14 protein-coding genes and 1 riboswitch are annotated in these 15,944 nt (G+C 54.2%); of the genes, 10 read left to right on the top strand and 4 right to left on the bottom strand.

Features of this window, described 5'->3' with window-relative positions; genetic code table 11:
- Positions 1 to 60: 60 nt before the first annotated feature.
- The 4 genes from IV433_RS19425 (at position 61) to yjeH (ending at position 7,131) form a co-directional block, all read left to right on the top strand.
- Positions 61 to 1,368, top strand: coding sequence for a CYTH domain-containing protein (locus tag IV433_RS19425; RefSeq protein WP_195815635.1), 1,308 nt, complete (start codon positions 61 to 63; stop codon positions 1,366 to 1,368).
- Between the two features lie 57 nt (positions 1,369 to 1,425).
- Positions 1,426 to 4,263: a bifunctional [glutamate--ammonia ligase]-adenylyl-L-tyrosine phosphorylase/[glutamate--ammonia-ligase] adenylyltransferase gene (gene glnE, locus IV433_RS19420; RefSeq protein WP_195815636.1), complete on the top strand. Its 2,838-nt coding sequence runs from the start codon at positions 1,426 to 1,428 to the stop codon at positions 4,261 to 4,263.
- 85 nt (positions 4,264 to 4,348) lie between these two features.
- The gene (gene hldE, locus IV433_RS19415) at positions 4,349 to 5,776 is read left to right on the top strand and encodes a bifunctional D-glycero-beta-D-manno-heptose-7-phosphate kinase/D-glycero-beta-D-manno-heptose 1-phosphate adenylyltransferase HldE (protein WP_195815637.1); all 1,428 of its coding nucleotides are present in this window, start codon (positions 4,349 to 4,351) and stop codon (positions 5,774 to 5,776) included.
- Positions 5,777 to 5,880: 104 nt separating this feature from the next.
- Positions 5,881 to 7,131, top strand: a complete 1,251-nt coding sequence (gene yjeH / locus IV433_RS19410) for an L-methionine/branched-chain amino acid transporter (RefSeq protein WP_195815638.1) — start codon at positions 5,881 to 5,883, stop codon at positions 7,129 to 7,131.
- Between the two features lie 76 nt (positions 7,132 to 7,207).
- Here the strand turns inward: yjeH and ubiK are convergent, their stop codons facing one another.
- Positions 7,208 to 7,480 carry a ubiquinone biosynthesis accessory factor UbiK gene (gene ubiK, locus IV433_RS19405; protein WP_015695854.1) on the bottom strand — a complete coding sequence of 91 codons (273 nt, stop codon included), beginning with the start codon at positions 7,478 to 7,480 and terminating at the stop codon, positions 7,208 to 7,210.
- A 132-nt stretch (positions 7,481 to 7,612) separates the two neighbouring features.
- A riboswitch (FMN riboswitch) is annotated at positions 7,613 to 7,790 on the top strand.
- 134 nt (positions 7,791 to 7,924) lie between these two features.
- Here ubiK and ribB point away from each other — a divergent pair.
- Both ribB and ygiD read left to right on the top strand, forming a co-directional pair.
- Positions 7,925 to 8,578, top strand: a complete 654-nt coding sequence (ribB, locus tag IV433_RS19400) for a 3,4-dihydroxy-2-butanone-4-phosphate synthase (RefSeq protein ID WP_152324055.1) — start codon at positions 7,925 to 7,927, stop codon at positions 8,576 to 8,578.
- A gap of 239 nt (positions 8,579 to 8,817) precedes the next feature.
- Complete coding sequence (gene ygiD / locus IV433_RS19395) at positions 8,818 to 9,606, top strand: 4,5-DOPA-extradiol-dioxygenase (RefSeq protein ID WP_195815639.1); 789 nt, start codon at positions 8,818 to 8,820, stop codon at positions 9,604 to 9,606.
- 52 nt (positions 9,607 to 9,658) lie between these two features.
- On the opposite strand, the gene IV433_RS19390 is transcribed toward ygiD, so the two are convergent.
- The 3 genes from IV433_RS19390 to tolC form a co-directional block, all read right to left on the bottom strand.
- Entirely contained in the window at positions 9,659 to 10,819 is a 1,161-nt protein-coding gene (locus IV433_RS19390) for a glutathionylspermidine synthase family protein (protein WP_195815640.1), read from the bottom strand.
- Between the two features lie 8 nt (positions 10,820 to 10,827).
- A complete protein-coding gene (locus tag IV433_RS19385; protein ID WP_165061489.1) occupies positions 10,828 to 11,496 on the bottom strand; it encodes a DUF1190 family protein in 669 nt (222 codons plus the stop codon).
- Positions 11,497 to 11,686: 190 nt separating this feature from the next.
- Positions 11,687 to 13,174 (bottom strand): outer membrane channel protein TolC, encoded by a 1,488-nt coding sequence (gene tolC, locus IV433_RS19380; RefSeq protein WP_195815641.1) that lies wholly within the window; start codon positions 13,172 to 13,174, stop codon positions 11,687 to 11,689.
- A gap of 231 nt (positions 13,175 to 13,405) precedes the next feature.
- On the opposite strand from tolC, the gene nudF reads away from it, so the two are divergent.
- From nudF to yqiA, 4 genes are read left to right on the top strand one after another with little or no spacing between them, the layout of a single operon-like run.
- Positions 13,406 to 14,041, top strand: a complete 636-nt coding sequence (nudF, locus tag IV433_RS19375) for an ADP-ribose diphosphatase (RefSeq protein ID WP_101078422.1) — start codon at positions 13,406 to 13,408, stop codon at positions 14,039 to 14,041.
- A complete protein-coding gene (locus tag IV433_RS19370) occupies positions 14,038 to 14,463 on the top strand; it encodes a DUF1249 family protein (RefSeq protein ID WP_095923552.1) in 426 nt (141 codons plus the stop codon). The genes nudF and IV433_RS19370 overlap by 4 nt, the downstream gene beginning before the upstream one ends.
- 27 nt (positions 14,464 to 14,490) lie before the next feature.
- Entirely contained in the window at positions 14,491 to 15,321 is an 831-nt protein-coding gene (gene cpdA / locus IV433_RS19365; RefSeq protein ID WP_195815642.1) for a 3',5'-cyclic-AMP phosphodiesterase, read from the top strand.
- Positions 15,318 to 15,899, top strand: coding sequence for an esterase YqiA (gene yqiA / locus IV433_RS19360; RefSeq protein WP_195815643.1), 582 nt, complete (start codon positions 15,318 to 15,320; stop codon positions 15,897 to 15,899). Before cpdA ends, yqiA begins: the two co-directional genes overlap by 4 nt.
- The last annotated feature ends 45 nt before the right edge of the window (positions 15,900 to 15,944 follow it).

Raw genomic sequence — 15,944 nt, 5'->3', positions numbered from 1 at the left:
TAGAATTGGAGCGACGCGTTAATCCCTTATTGGCAGCAAAGAATCGGTGTGAAGACTCCTATGACCGTAGAAATAGAATTAAAATTTATCGCCACCCCGGCCGCAATAGCCGAACTTCCTTCGCAGCTCGCGGTTTTCAACGCTGAGCACACCGCGCCATCGAAACTGACCAACATCTATTTTGAGACCGCGGATAACTATTTACGTTCGCATGATATTGGTCTGCGTATCCGTGGCTTTGACGATCAGTATGAAATGACCATCAAAACCGGCGGAAAAGTGGTGGGCGGGCTGCACCAGCGCCCGGAATATAATGTTGAACTGAAAAAGCCGGTGCTGAAACTCAGTGCGTTCCCGAAAGATATCTGGCCGGAAGGGTGTAAGCCTGCCGCGCTGCAAAAAGAACTGGCACCGCTGTTCCGCACAGATTTCACCCGCGAGAAGTGGGTGATCACTTACGGCGAAAGCGAGATAGAGCTGGGTCTGGATCAGGGCGAAGTCATCGCCGGTGAGTTGTCTGAGGCGCTGGACGAAATTGAGCTTGAGCTGAAAAAAGGCAATACCGCGGATTTACTGAAACTGGCGGCAGAAATTGGTGCGCACGGCGGTTTACGTCAGGGCGGTTTCAGCAAAGCGGCTCGCGGTTATCATCTGGCGAAAGGCAATCCTGCGCGTGAAATTAAACCGCTGCCGGTCTTCAAAGCTAAACCTAAAGCCACCGTTGAACAGGCGATGTCGGCGATGTTCGAACTGGCGCTGGATCACTGGCAGTATCATGAAGAACTCTGGGTGCGCGGTGATAAAACGGCGCGCCTGACCGTATTGCAGGCGGTGGAAACCGTGCGCCAGGTTCTGGTTCTGTTCGGCGGGCTGGTGCCGCGTAAAGCGTCTTCCGAACTGCGCACGCTGCTCACCGATCTGGTGCCAGTGCTGGAACAGAAATCTGCCGATGCGCAGGACATTTGCTACAGCGCGAATTACCTGAAATGTAAGTTAGTGCTCACTTCCTGGCTGGCAACTTCCGGCTGGACGCCGTTTATCGATGATAAATCGGCTAAAAAGCTGGAAGGTTCCTTTAAACGTTTCGCAGATATTATGCTGGGCCGTACCGCAGCAGATCTGAAAGAGGCGTTCGCGCAGCCGCTGACCGAAGAAGGGTATCGCGACCAGCTGTCCCGCCTGAAGCGCCAGATTATTACTTTCCATCTGCTGGCCGGCGCGTACCCGGACAAAGACGTTGCCGCGTATATTGCCGGTTGGGTGGAGTTGCAGCAGGCCATCGTTCAGCAACAACATGCGTGGGAGGATTCAGCCCGTTCTCACGCGGTGATGATGGATGCCTTCTGGTTAAATGGACAACCTCGTTAATTGACTGATAAGCCTGGGCAAAAAGCCCGGGCTTTTTTTTGCAAGGAACCCGATTTCATGCTGCCACTCTCTTCTGTTTTACACGACCACGCCCGGAATGTCCTTGAGCGCTGGCGTGAACATCCCGAAAAGCCTTCTCTTCCCGATGACGCCTCGCTTGCGGTACTGACGAGCAGCGAATTCGTGACGGACAGTTTGCTGGCGTTTCCGCAGTGGTGGCATGAAATCGAGCAAAACCCGCCTCAGGCACAGGAGTGGCAGTTTTACCGGCAGTGGCTCGATGAATCGCTGGCGCAGGTGACTGACGAAAACGGGTTAATGAAGGCGCTGCGTCTGTTCCGCCGCCGCATTCTGACCCGCATTGCCTGGTCACAGTCGGCGCAAACCAGCGAAGCCAAAGATACCCTGCAACAGCTGAGTGAACTGGCGGAATTGCTGATTGTCAGCGCCCGCGACTGGTTGTATGACGCCTGCTGCCGCGAATTTGGTACACCGGTGAATGCGGCGGGCGAAGCGCAAAGAATGCTGATCCTCGGGATGGGGAAACTGGGCGGCGGCGAGCTGAATTTCTCTTCCGATATCGACCTGATTTTTGCCTATCCGGAAAACGGCCAGACGCAGGGAGGCCGCCGTCAGCTGGATAACGCGCAGTTCTTCACCCGCCTCGGGCAGCGGCTGATTAGAGCGCTGGATCAGCCGACGATCGACGGATTTGTCTATCGCGTGGATATGCGTTTGCGTCCGTTTGGCGACAGCGGTCCGCTGGTCATGAGCTTCCCGGCGCTGGAGGATTATTATCAGGAACAGGGCCGCGACTGGGAGCGTTACGCGATGGTCAAAGCCCGGCTGATGGGCGGTGCGGATGACACCAGCAGTCAGGAACTGCGCAAGATGCTGATGCCGTTTGTATTTCGCCGGTATATCGATTTCAGCGTGATTCAGTCCTTGCGCAATATGAAAGGGATGATTGCCCGCGAAGTACGGCGCCGGGGCCTGAAAGACAACATCAAACTGGGCGCGGGCGGTATCCGCGAAATTGAATTTATCGTGCAGGTTTTCCAGCTGATCCGCGGCGGCCGCGAACCGGCATTGCAGCAACGGGCACTGTTACCGACCTTGCAGGCGCTGGAAAATCTGGGCTTATTGCCGGTTGAACAGGTTCTGCAATTGCGCACCAGCTACCTGTTCCTGCGCCGTCTGGAAAATCTTCTGCAAGCCATCGCCGACGAACAGACGCAGACGCTGCCTTCCGATGAACTCAATCAGGCGCGTCTGGCGTGGGGAATGAATTTTGACGGCTGGCCGTCGCTTCTTGATACGCTGAATGCCCACATGCAGGCCGTGCGTTCGGTGTTTAACGATCTGATAGGCGACGACACGCCGGACGCCGAAGACGATCAGCAGCATTCGCAGTTCAGCAGTTTGTGGATTGATGCGCTTGAGCCTTCCGAACTCGCGCCGCTTGTGCCTCAGCTTGAGGAAAATGCCCAGCGCCATATCCTGCAACAGATTGCGGAATTCCGCCGTGATGTGGATAAACGCACCATCGGGCCGCGCGGTCGCGATCAGCTGGATTTGCTGATGCCGCGTTTACTGGCGCAGGTTTGCACCTATAAAAATGCCGACGTCACCCTGCAACGCCTGATGCAGTTGCTGCTCAACATCGTCACCCGCACGACCTACATCGAGTTGCTGGTGGAATACCCCGGTGCGCTCAAGCAACTGATTCGCCTGTGTGCGGCCTCGCCGATGGTCGCGAATCAGCTGGCACGCCATCCTTTATTGCTCGACGAACTGCTCGACCCGCGCACGCTTTATCAGCCGGTTGAGCTGGGCGCTTACCGTGATGAGTTGCGGCAGTATCTGATGCGCGTGCCGACGGAAGACGAAGAACAGCAACTGGAAGCCGTGCGCCAGTTCAAGCAGGCGCAGCATTTGCGCATTGCCGCCGGAGATATTTCCGGTGCGCTGCCGGTCATGAAAGTCAGCGACCATTTGACCTATCTGGCCGAAGCGATTCTTGAAGTCGTTGTGCAGCAGGCGTGGGATCAGATGGTCGTAAAATACGGTCAGCCAGCGCATCTTCAGCACCGTGAAGGGCGTGGATTTGCGGTTATCGGTTATGGAAAATTAGGCGGATGGGAGCTGGGTTACAGTTCAGATCTGGATCTGGTTTTCCTGCTTGATTGCGCGCCGGAGGTGATGACTGACGGCGAACGCGTGATCGACGGGCGTCAGTTCTATCTGCGTCTGGCGCAGCGAATTATGCACCTCTTCAGCACGCGCACGTCGTCGGGCATTTTGTATGAAGTGGATCCGCGTCTGCGGCCTTCCGGCGCTTCCGGCATGCTGGTCAGCACCATCGAAGCATTTGCTGATTATCAGGCCAACGAGGCCTGGACGTGGGAACATCAGGCGCTGGTGCGCGCGCGCGTCGTCTACGGCGACCCGATTCTCACGCAACAGTTTGATGCCACGCGGCGCGACATACTCTGCCGTCAGCGTGACGATGCGGAGCTGCGCAAAGAAGTCCGCGAAATGCGTGAGAAAATGTACCAGCATCTCGGCAGTAAAAAAGCCGGTGAGTTTGATCTGAAAGCCGATCCCGGCGGCATCACGGATATTGAATTCATTGCACAATATCTGGTCTTACGTTTCGCCCACGATCAGCCAAAGCTGACGCGCTGGTCTGATAACGTCAGAATTTTTGAGCTGATGGCGCAATACGACATCATGCCGGAAGACGAGGCCCGTAATCTGACCCATGCTTACGTGACGCTGCGCGATGAAATTCATCATCTGGCGTTACAGGAGCACAGCGGAAAAGTTGCCGCTGACAGTTTTGCCAGCGAACGTGCGCAAATCCGTGCCAGCTGGGAAAAATGGCTGAACTGAGGGTTTTTATTCGGGGGACAGGCGCTTGTGATATTATCCGGCGCACTATTTCTATGTTGAGTTTTGCCTGTTTTGGAGTCTTGGGATGAAAGTGACTTTGCCTGATTTTCACCGCGCGGGTGTGCTGGTGGTCGGTGACGTAATGTTAGACCGCTACTGGTATGGCCCGACCAACCGTATTTCACCGGAAGCTCCGGTACCGGTCGTGAAGGTGAATACCATCGAAGAACGCCCTGGCGGCGCGGCTAACGTGGCGATGAACATTTCGTCCCTCGGTGCCTCTTCCCGTCTGATCGGCCTGACCGGTGTGGACGATGCGGCGCGCGCGCTGAGCGAGCGTCTGGCGGAAGTGAAGGTAAACTGCGATTTTGTGGCGCTGCCTTCTCACCCGACCATCACTAAATTGCGTATTCTTTCCCGCAACCAGCAGCTGATCCGCCTCGACTTCGAAGAGGGTTTTGAAGGCGTTGATCTGCAACCGATGCTGACAAAAATTGAACAGGCGTTACCGCAAAGCGGAGCGCTGGTGCTGTCGGATTACGCCAAAGGCGCGCTGACCGAAGTGCAGAAAATGATCCAGCTGGCGAGAAAGGCCGGTGTGCCGGTGCTGGTGGATCCTAAAGGTTCTGACTTTGAACGCTACCGTGGCGCGACGTTGCTGACACCGAATCTTTCCGAGTTTGAAGCGGTGGTGGGTCGCTGTAAAAACGAAGACGAAATCGTCGTTCGCGGCATGCAGCTGATTGAAAACTTCGAGCTTTCTGCGCTGCTGGTGACCCGTTCAGAAAACGGTATGACCTTGTTGCAGCCGGGCAAAGCACCTTTCCATATGCCAACGCAGGCGCAGGAAGTGTATGACGTGACCGGTGCTGGTGACACGGTGATCGGTACACTGGCCGCGGCGCTGGCTGCCGGGAATACGCTGGAAGAATCCTGCTTCCTGGCAAACGCTGCGGCGGGTGTTGTGGTCGGGAAACTCGGGACATCGACCGTTTCTCCGGTCGAGCTGGAAAATGCCATCGGCGGGCGCTCAGACGTGGGCTTTGGCGTGATGACCGAAGAACAGCTGAAAGAAGCGGTCGCAATGGCGCGTCAGCGCGGCGAGAAAGTCGTCATGACCAACGGCATTTTTGACATCCTGCATGCAGGCCATGTGTCTTATCTGGCGAATGCCCGTAAGCTCGGCGATCGTCTGATTGTCGCGGTGAACAGCGATGCTTCTACCAAACGTCTGAAAGGCGAAACCCGCCCGGTGAATGCGTTGCAAAATCGCATGATCGTGCTGGGTGCGCTCGGCGCGGTGGACTGGGTTGTGTCGTTTGAAGAAGATACGCCACAGCGTCTGATCGCCGGGATCTTGCCAGATTTGCTGGTGAAAGGCGGCGACTACAAACCGGAGCAAATTGCCGGTAGTGTTGAAGTCTGGGCGAACGGCGGCGAAGTGCGCGTGCTGAATTTTGAAGATGGTTTATCTACCACCAAAATCATCAATCAGATCAAAGCGCAGGACTGATTTTCTGCAATTGAATTTCTGATGTTCGCACCGAAGGGCTTATCTGATAAGCCCTTTTCTTTTTGATTTTTCACTCAAAAAAACCAAACGGACGTGACTTTGTTGTGAGCGGATTAAAACAGGAATTAAGTCTGGCGCAGGGCGTCGGATTGCTCTCCACTTCGTTATTGGGAACCGGCGTTTTCGCGGTGCCTGCGCTGGCCGCGCAGCTGGCGCAAAACGACAGTCTGTGGGCATGGCCGGTGCTGATCCTGCTGGTGTTCCCGATTGCGATTGGCTTTGCCGCGCTGGGCCGTCATTTCCCGAGTGCAGGCGGTGCCGCGCATTTCGTGGGAAAAGCGTTCGGGCCGCACATGGCGCGCGTGACCGGCTGGCTGTTTTTGTCCGTTATTCCGGTCGGATTGCCCGCAGCGCTGCATATTGCTGCCGGTTTCTGGCAGGCGGCTTTTGGCTGGAGCAGCGAAAATCTGCTGCTGGTTCAGCTGGGAACGCTGTTCGTTATCTGGTTTCTGGGCACGCGCAGTGCGGGATCCAGTGCGAATATCCAGACGCTGATCGCGCTTTTGGTCGTCGCCCTGGTTGTGGCAATCTGGTGGAAAGGCGATATTACGTTTTCGGAAATCCCGCTGCCTGCGGTGCGTGATGTTTCGCCCTCCAGTCTGTTTGATGCGCTGGCCGTGATGTTCTGGTGCTTTGTCGGGCTGGAGGCGTTTGCGCATCTGGCGACAGAATTTCGTAATCCGGAACGTGATTTTCCGCGCGCGCTGCTGATTGGTATGCTGGTGGCGGGCGCGGTGTACTGGGGCTGTACGGTCGCGGTATTGAAATTCCATGCGTGGGGCGAAGGGCGGGAAGCGGGCGTGTCATTACCGGGAATTGTGGTGCAGTTGTTCGGACAAAAAGCGCTGTGGGTGGCCTGCATTATTGGTTACCTGGCCTGCTTTGCCAGCGTGAATATTTACACGCAAAGCTTCGCCCGGCTGGTGTGGTCGCAGGCGCAGCTGAAACCCGAAAGCAAACTGGCACAACTTTCTGCCCAGCAGGTGCCGGTCGCGGCGCTTAATCTGGTGGTCGGCTGCTGTATGTTATTCACGTTACTGATTTACTGGCTGCATTTGCCGCTCGGCGCGCTGATTACCTACGCCAACGGGATTTTCATTCTGATCTATCTGTTGTGCATGATTTCCGGAGCAAAAATCCTGACGGGCCGGTCAAAATGGATGGCAACGCTTGGGGCAATTTTGTGCTGCGGGCTGCTGGCAATGGTCGGCTGGAAATCGCTGTATGCGCTGGTGGTGTTTGCGGCGCTATGGGGGTTGCTGCCACGGGTAAAAACGGTGCTTCGCTCGCAATAAAACCTGAGAAAAACATATGAAAAAGGCCTGTTTAGCAGGCCTTTTCTGTTTCCGGCGGAATTATGTTTCCGGAAAATCAGGCAGGATCTTGCGGTTTTTCCGCTTCGGTCAGTTTGCCTTCCAGCGCCGCCAGACGTTGCTCCAGCACGGCCAGTTTTTCGCGGGTACGCAGCAAAACCTGGGTCTGCACGTCAAACTCTTCGCGATTGACTAAATCCATACGGCTGAACTGCGCCTGCAATACCTGACGGATTTTCTTCTCGGCATCTTCACCAAACTCACGGATCCCTTTCGGCATCGATTCGTGAACCTGGCGGGCAATTTGTTCAATTTTTTTCGGGTCAATCATGTTATTTCCTTTTCTCGAAGGAGGTGCTTTTCCTTAGTGTAATCGCTGACGCTGTTTCTATAAACCTTCAGAGGCACTAAATGGCCAAACCACAGGATTGCTCTGCTCATTTATTGGCGTTATAGTTACTTTGCTTATTCTCAGGGCGGGGTGAAAGTCCCCACCGGCGGTAAACCACAGAATACCGGAAGGTGATCATAATCCCTTCCACGTGGAAGCCCGCGAGCGCTCAATCCTTCGGGGTTAGAGGTCAGCAGATCCGGTGTAATTCCGGGGCCGACGGTTAAAGTCCGGATGGGAGAGAGTAACGATTCAAGCCGGGCAAAATTTTGCCCGCTGCGTTATTTTTTATAACTGTAGCACGCCTTCCGGCTGCCGCAGCTAGCCTCCTCAAGACGCCCTGATTCTGGTAATCCACATACAGAACATGAGGTTATTTTTACCATGAATCAGACCCTACTTTCCGAATTCGGTACATCCACTGAACGTGTTGAACGTGCTCTCGACGCGATGCGTAATGGTGTGGGTGTGTTGGTACTGGATGACGAAGATCGTGAAAACGAAGGCGATTTAATCTTTGCCGCCGAAAACATGACCGTTGAACAAATGGCGCTGACTATTCGCCACGGCAGCGGCATCGTCTGCCTGACCATGAACGAAGACAGCCGTAAAAAGCTCGATTTGCCGATGATGGTTGAGAACAACTCCAGCCCGTTCCAGACACCTTTCACCGTGACTATCGAAGCGGTTGAAGGCGTGACGACCGGTGTTTCTGCGGCTGACCGCATTACTACCATTCGTGCAGCCATCAAAGATGGCGCGAAACCTTCTGACCTGAACCGCCCGGGGCATATCTTCCCGCTGCGCGCACAGGCAGGCGGCGTGCTGACCCGCGGTGGTCACACCGAAGCGTCAGTAGATCTGGCCACGCTTGCCGGGCTTAAGCCGTTCGGCGTGCTGTGCGAACTGACCAACGACGACGGTAGCATGGCACATGCGCCGGAAGTCATCGTCTTTGCCCGCGCGCACAATATGCCCGTGGTGACGATTGCCGATCTGGTGGCTTACCGCCAGGCGCAAACCCGTCAGGCAAGCTGACTGGCCGGTTGTGCGCATTAAGAAAGGCCGCTTATGCGGCCTTTTTGCTATCTATTCCTGCATTTTGTCAGAACCGAAAATTCCCGCTCATTGCCTTTGATTTGCCTCTTCAAATTTATTGAACATCTCCTTCATGGTTATCCGGCTGTAACCGCCACTGAAAAAGAGTACCGTATTTTCATCACGCGGAAGGCGCTTCGCCGCTCCGCTCTTTTTCAGTCTGCGGTAAGGAATTTATGATGACGACTCAACGTATGCCCGCACTCTTCTTAGGCCACGGCAGCCCGATGAATGTGCTGGAAGATAACGTTTATACCCGTGCCTGGCATGCGCTGGGCGAATCTTTGCCACGTCCAAAAGCGATTCTGGCTGTATCTGCCCACTGGTTTACCCGCGGCACGGCGGTGACGGCGATGGAAAACCCGCGCACCATCCATGATTTTGGTGGTTTCCCGCAGGCGCTGTTTGATAAACGTTATCCGGCACCGGGTTCACCGGCACTGGCAAAACGCGTGCAGGAATTACTTAGCCCGGTCAACGTGATTTCCGATACCAGCGAATGGGGTTTTGACCACGGCACCTGGGGCGTATTGATCAAGATGTATCCGGACGCCGATATTCCGGTGATCCAGCTGAGCATCGACGGCACGCAGCCACCGGAATATCACTATGAACTGGGCAAAAAGCTGGCCACGCTGCGTGACGAAGGCGTGATGATTGTCGCCAGCGGTAACGTGGTGCATAACCTGCGGATGGTGAAGTGGGACGGTAAAGGGGAGCCGTATCCGTGGGCGACCTCTTTCGAAACGTTCGTGAAAGATAATCTGGCGTGGAAGGGAGAAGCGAAAGATCACCCGCTGGTCAATTTCATGGAACATGAAGGCGGCGCGTTATCGAATCCGTCTCCGGATCACTACCTGCCGTTGCTGTATGTATTGGGCGCGTGGGATGGTGCAGAACCGATCACTGAACCGACCGACGGGATCGTCATGGGATCGCTTTCAATGCTGTCCGTTCAGGTGGGGTGATCAGAAAGATAAAAGGATAATGAATGTCTTCATTATCCTTTTTTATGCATTTTTAACCGACGATGGTATGCGGATAGAAACGCGACAGATCCTGCGTGATCAGCGCTTTGTCTTCGCGGATGCCAATCCCGCAAGGCTGATCGTTGACCAGCCAGCTGCCGATCAGCGTGTAGCTGCCTTCGAATACCGGCAACGGATGGAACTGTTGCACGATCATGCCTTCTGCACCATACGGGCCGTCAACACGGGCCACTTCCTGGCCTTTTTCGATGACTTTGATGTTTGCGCCTTCGCGGGAGAACAGCGGTTTCACCACGTAATGTTCCAGTTCCGGATGTGCATCTTCAGCGAAATACGCCGGTAACAGATTCGGGTGATCCGGGAACATTTCCCACAGTAACGGCAGCAGGGCTTTGTTCGACAAAATAGCTTTCCATGCCGGTTCCAGCCAGCGAACACCGGCGTCTTCCAGCTTGGTGGCGAACACTTCGCGGAACATAAATTCCCACGGATACAGTTTGAACAGGTTGGATATCACCTGATCCTGCGTATCGGTAAACTGTCCGCGTTCGCCCAGGCCGATTTCTTCGATAAACAGGAATTCGCTGGCCAGTTCAGCTTCCAGCGCGCAGTCCTGTAAATACTGAACGGTGCCGCGATCTTCTTCAGTGTCCTGACAACAGGCGATGTGCAGCAACGAAAAACCGTGTTCGTTCTTCAGCTCGCTGAAACGCTCGATCAGCTTTTCCTGCAGACTGTTGTACTGATCGGCATCCGGCGGCAAGTTCCCCGCAGCGATTTGATCTTCGAGCCAGAGCCACTGGAAGAAAGCCGCTTCGTAAAGCGAGGTCGGTGTATCCGCGTTATTTTCCAGAAGCTTAGGCGGATTAATTCCGTCATAGGCCAGATCCAAACGGGAATACAGCGACGGTTGCTGCGTGCGCCATGAACTGCGGACAAATTCCCAGACATGTTTCGGGATCTGGAATTTCGCCATCAGTTTGTCGTCATTCACCACGCGCTCAACCACTTTTAAGCACATCCGATGGATGTCGGCAGTGGCGTCTTCAATCTCTTCAATCTGCGCCAGCGTGAACTGATAATAAGCATCTTCACACCAGTAGGGTTCGCCATACATAGTGTGAAAATTGAAGCCAAACTCCGTGGCTTTCTCGCGCCAGTCCGGGCGCTCATTAATCGCTAAACGTTTCATTTTATCTCTTAGCCACCCATGCTGCGGCCAGGGCTGCGAGGTGCCGCAGAGGAGCTGCGTTGCATTGAGGTTTGTTTGGCTACGCTGTCGCCAAAGCCACCGCGTGTAATGGTGTTTGTGACAGCCGGTTTCGGTGCCATGGCGGTTTTCGGCACGTTCATGGTGCGGCCGCCTGCGGTTGCCGGGCCATAGTTTTTGCCGGTGGCATCAACGAATTTGCCGTTTGCCGGGCTGGCCGGGTTTTTAGAGCTGAAGAGAGGTTGCTGCGCGTAAGCGCCGCCGCTCATCATCCGGCCCATCATGTAGCCTGCCATCAAAGGCATCCACATGCTGCCGCTGCTCTGGCCTTCGGCTGAAGCGACACCAGCCTGCGCGGGAGCCTGAGTACACTGGCCTTCGCCGAACTCAGCAATACAGTCTTCACGGCTGGCGTATTTAGGTGCCGTTTTTGCCGCTTCAGTTTTGGCGGCGTTGTAGGCATCGACGCACTGCGTGCTGCCGGACGGATTGGCTTTCGTACAGTCGTCAGCATTCTGATACAAGGAAACCGTTTCGTCGGTTTTCTCACAGGCAGACAACATAAAGACGGCGCTGACCGCCAGTGCGACAGGTGTGATCCGAGAGCTACGCCATGATTTACGGAAGGTAGCCAGGTTAACGTGTTGTGTCCGTTTCATCGTTCTTATCCCATGTGTAGGGCTTTTTTGCCCTTTCCCAGTAGGGCCTAAGAATAGGGGAAAGTGGGTGATTGTTAAAGCAGCGAAGGCAATTGTTACGAGACTTTACAGAGGGGCGTGACGGAGGCAAAAAAAAGCAGCCTTTTCAGGCTGCCCTGGTCTTTCCGATGAAAAAAGAAACCTGCCAGATTTAGTTCTGGAAAGGGTTGCCGCTTTTCTTCGTTGTACGCGTTTGGGTGGTTGCGCTGGCTTTTTCAGTACGCGGTGCAGCCGCCGTGCTGTTGCCATAACCGTCCGCCGTGGCGTCCTGCTGCGGGGTTTCAGGTGCAACCTGATCCGGTGCCGTTGGCACAGGTTTACCCAGAGCACCGTTCAGTGCCAGCAGATCGCTTTCGTTCAGTGTACCCAGTGCTGACTTGATGTTCAGCTGGTTGATCAGGTACGTGTAACGGGCGCTGGAAAGCTGTTGTTTGGCGTTATACAGCGTGGTGGTCGCATCCAGAACATCAACGATTGTACGGGTACCGACCTGGTAACCGGCTTCCATCGCATCCAGAGAACTCTGTGCAGAAACAACGGCTTGTTTATACGCGTTGATGCTGCTGATAGAGGCAGAGATGTTGTTGAAGGAAGAACGTACGGTCTGAACAACGCTGCGGTGCGCGCTTTCAAGCTGCTCGCTGGCGCCAACAAAGTTGTACTGAGCCTGTTTCACCTGAGACGTCACGGAACCGCCGCTGTACAGTGGCAGGGAGAAGCTCAGACCGACTTTGTTCTGGCCCGCATCGGCGTCCTGATAGCTGGACGAACCGCCGGTTTTATCGCCGTGATATTTGGTGTTGCTGATACCAGTAGACGCGGTCAGATCAACCGTTGGCATGTGGCCGGTTTCCGCATAACGGATTTGCTCACGAGCCAGATCTTGTGACAGACGCGCAGACAGCAAGCTCAGGTTGCGGCTTTCTGCTTCTTTCAACAGCGTGGCGACCGGTTGCGGACGCGTGGTGTTGAAGTTATCCACGTTCAGGGACGACAGCTGCGGATAGTAAACGCCGGTAACCTGACGCAATGCTTCGAGCGCGTTATCCAGATTATTACGAGCGGTCACTTCGTTCGCTAATACGGTGTCGTATTGTGAACGGGCGTTTTGCACGTCGGTGATGGCAACCAGGCCGACATTAAAACGCTGCGTGGTTTGATCTAACTGACGGTAAATTGCCTGTTTCTGCGCTTCGGTATAGGAGAGTGAATCAATAGCACTCAATACGTTGAAATAAGCCGTCGCAGAATTCAGGATTAAAGATTGCTGGTCAGTCTGGTAAGACACATCCTGAATACCGGCAGTTTTTTCCTGCAAGGTCAGGGCGCGCCATTTTGACATATCAAAAAGGGTCTGCGTTAATTGCAGGCTGGCGCTGCCGACATCACTATTAACGCCATTCGCATCGCGGTATCCATTGGTATAACCATAATCCGCACCCAAACCGAGTTGCGGTAATAAAGGACTGCGGCTTTCGTTGATTTTTTCGAATGCGGCATCCCGGTCAGCAGCGGATTTGCGCAGGTCCGGGTTACTCGTCCTGGCTTGCTGATAGACCTGCATCAGGTTTTCGGCCTGGCTTATCGTACTGAAGCCGCCCAGGCTGAGTCCGATGAGAAGGGGGAGCAGTTTCTTCATTTGCATTCCTTGTTGTGCAGCAATGTTGTTATGTATGGTGGCGCAGTCAAATAAACCAATAGACGCGGATTCTAGCAGAGTCAGGCTAGCGGGGAGGTTGGCTTAACGTGCCTTCCCCGCTGGATGTGCCTAAATCTATCACAAACAACCTTGATTATTATTAACGCATTTTCATCAAACTGACCTCAAAGGACGATAAATTGCCTTTATGAGGGAAGAGGAAAACAATCCATGTGTGCATTCAAAAGTTCACCGGTTAGTTTCGGTAAAGATGATGTAGAAATTATTGCACGTGAGACGCGATATAAAGGTTTTTTTTCTATTATTGCATATCGGTTTCGTCATCGGCTGTTTAATGGGGAAATGAGCGGCGAAGTTGTGCGTGAAGTTTTCGAAAGGGGCCATGCGGCGGTGCTGCTGCCTTATGATCCGCAACGCGATGAAGTCGTGCTGATTGAACAGATCCGCATCCCATGTATTGATTCCAGTGATACCCCATGGCTTCTGGAGATGGTCGCCGGTATCATTGAAGAGGGCGAGACAGTCGAAGATGTCGCCCGCCGCGAAGCACTCGAAGAAGCGAACATTGTGGTAAAACGCTGTAAACCGGCTCTGAATTACCTGGCCAGCCCGGGCGGAACCAGCGAGCGTCTTTCTATTATGGTCGGCGAAGTCGATGCGACAACGGCAGAAGGAATTCACGGTCTGAAAGCAGAAAATGAAGACATCCGGGTGCATGTGGTCAGCCGCGAACAGGCTTACCGCTGGGTGGAAGAGGGAGCGATAGATAATGCGGCGTCAGTGATTGCCCTGCAATGGCTGCAGCTACACCATGAATCCCTGAGAAAAGAGTGGGCCAACGAATGATTAAGCGCTATACCCCTGATTTCCCTGAAATGATGAGATTGTGCGAAACCAATTTCGCACAATTGCGCCGTTTGATGCCGCGCACCGATGAGCCCGGTGAAACAGTGACATATCAGGTGAGTAGCGCCACATATTGCCTGACGATCCTCGAATCGACGCGCTATACGTCGCTGGTGGAAATCAAACAGACCGCACCGGCCGTCAGTTACTGGAGCCTGCCTTCGCTGACGGTTCGCCTGTATCACGATGCCATGGTGGCCGAAGTGTGTGCGAGTCAGCAGATCTTTCGCTTCAAAGCACGCTATGATTACCCTAATAAAAAGTTGCATCAGCGTGATGAAAAGCATCAAATTAACCAGTTCCTGGCGGACTGGCTGCGTTATTGCCTTGCGCACGGAGCGATGGCAATTCCGGTGTGTTAGACAGACTTCAACAACAAAGGAAACGATTTGGAAAGCCTGTTTAAACTGCCTTTGGTGAATGGGGCCAAAGTCAGAATTCTACAGATTACAGATACCCATCTTTTTGCCGGTGAAGATGAGACACTGCTGGGCGTGAATACGTTTAACAGCTATCGCGCGGTGCTGGACGCTATAAAAGCACAGCAGCGCGAAGTCGATATCATCGCGGCAACAGGTGACCTGGCTCAGGATCAGTCGGTGGAAGCCTACCATCAGTTTGCCCGTGGCATCAGCGAACTGGCGGCACCCTGTGTCTGGTTGCCCGGTAACCACGATTTCCAGCCTGCAATGGTGAATGCTTTGCAGGATGCCGGGATCAGCCCCTCCAAACATGTCCTCCTCGGTGAAGACTGGCAGATAATCCTGCTCGATACGCAGGTTTTCGGCGTGCCGCACGGAGAGCTGAGCGAGTATCAGCTGGAATGGATGGAGCGTTGCCTGAACGCGTATCCCGATCGCTTTACCCTGCTGATGCTTCATCACCATCCGCTGCCTTCTGGCTGTACCTGGCTCGATCAGCACAGCCTGCGTAACGCGCACATGCTGGCGAATGTTCTGGTGAATTACCCGAAAGTGAACACGCTTTTGTGCGGCCACATTCATCAGGAGCTGGATCTCGACTGGTACGGACGTCGCCTGTACGCCACGCCGTCTACCTGCGTTCAGTTCAAACCACATTGCACCAATTTCACGATTGATACCGTCGCACCAGGCTGGCGTTATCTCGATTTGTATCCTGATGGCCGTGTCGAAACCCAGGTCTTCCGTCTGGAAACCAGCGAGTTTCATCCTGACACCGAGTCGGACGGGTACGAATGAATACCTTACTTTACCTGCACGGTTTCAACAGTTCACCGAACTCGGCTAAAGCCACGTCGCTCAAAAACTGGCTGGCGCAGAACCATCCTGAAATCGACATGGTGGTTCCGCAATTACCGCCGTATCCGGTGGATGCAGCTGAGCAGCTGGAAAACTTAGTTATCCGTCATGCAGGTAAAAAACTGGGCATTGTCGGTTCCTCGCTGGGCGGGTATTACGCCACCTGGTTGTCACAATGTTTCGCCGTACCCGCGGTGGTGGTTAACCCCGCCGTGAAACCGTATGAACTGCTGATCGACTTCCTCGGGCAAAACGAGAACCCCTACACCGGCCAGCAATATGTGTTAGAGTCACGCCACGTTTACGATCTGAAAGTCATGCAGATTGAACCGCTGGAGTCGCCGGATTTACTCTGGTTACTGCAACAAACGGGCGATGAAATCCTCGATTACCGTCAGGCTGTGGCGTATTACACTGCCTGTCGCCAGACGGTCGAACCTGAAGGAAATCATGCATTTGTCGGCTTTGAACGCTATTTTTCGCCGATTGTAGATTTTCTTGAGCTCGCGGCAGACTAACATCGTCAGGGTGACGTTTTCCCCGCATGTTTCGCGTCTGCTTGC

Origin of the sequence: Rahnella laticis (genome assembly GCF_015644585.1) — a bacterium.
In the GTDB taxonomy this organism is placed as follows: Bacteria; Pseudomonadota; Gammaproteobacteria; order Enterobacterales; family Enterobacteriaceae; genus Rahnella; species Rahnella laticis.
The sequence above is the reverse complement of the archived record's forward strand: the minus strand, read 5'-3'. Positions and strand labels throughout refer to the sequence as shown.

Excerpts from the sequence above, each read along its gene's own strand:
- hldE (WP_195815637.1), top strand. The coding sequence starts at position 4,349 with ATGAAAGTGACTTTGCCTGATTTTCACCGCGCGGGTGTGCTGGTGGTC.
- IV433_RS19390 (WP_195815640.1), bottom strand. The coding sequence starts at position 10,819 with ATGAAACGTTTAGCGATTAATGAGCGCCCGGACTGGCGCGAGAAAGCC.
- IV433_RS19370 (WP_095923552.1), top strand. The coding sequence starts at position 14,038 with ATGATTAAGCGCTATACCCCTGATTTCCCTGAAATGATGAGATTGTGC.
- yqiA (WP_195815643.1), top strand. The coding sequence starts at position 15,318 with ATGAATACCTTACTTTACCTGCACGGTTTCAACAGTTCACCGAACTCG.
- ygiD (WP_195815639.1), top strand. The coding sequence starts at position 8,818 with ATGACGACTCAACGTATGCCCGCACTCTTCTTAGGCCACGGCAGCCCG.
- IV433_RS19385 (WP_165061489.1), bottom strand. The coding sequence starts at position 11,496 with ATGAAACGGACACAACACGTTAACCTGGCTACCTTCCGTAAATCATGG.
- ubiK (WP_015695854.1), bottom strand. The coding sequence starts at position 7,480 with ATGATTGACCCGAAAAAAATTGAACAAATTGCCCGCCAGGTTCACGAA.
- nudF (WP_101078422.1), top strand. The coding sequence starts at position 13,406 with ATGTGTGCATTCAAAAGTTCACCGGTTAGTTTCGGTAAAGATGATGTA.
- tolC (WP_195815641.1), bottom strand. The coding sequence starts at position 13,174 with ATGAAGAAACTGCTCCCCCTTCTCATCGGACTCAGCCTGGGCGGCTTC.
- IV433_RS19425 (WP_195815635.1), top strand. The coding sequence starts at position 61 with ATGACCGTAGAAATAGAATTAAAATTTATCGCCACCCCGGCCGCAATA.
- glnE (WP_195815636.1), top strand. The coding sequence starts at position 1,426 with ATGCTGCCACTCTCTTCTGTTTTACACGACCACGCCCGGAATGTCCTT.
- ribB (WP_152324055.1), top strand. The coding sequence starts at position 7,925 with ATGAATCAGACCCTACTTTCCGAATTCGGTACATCCACTGAACGTGTT.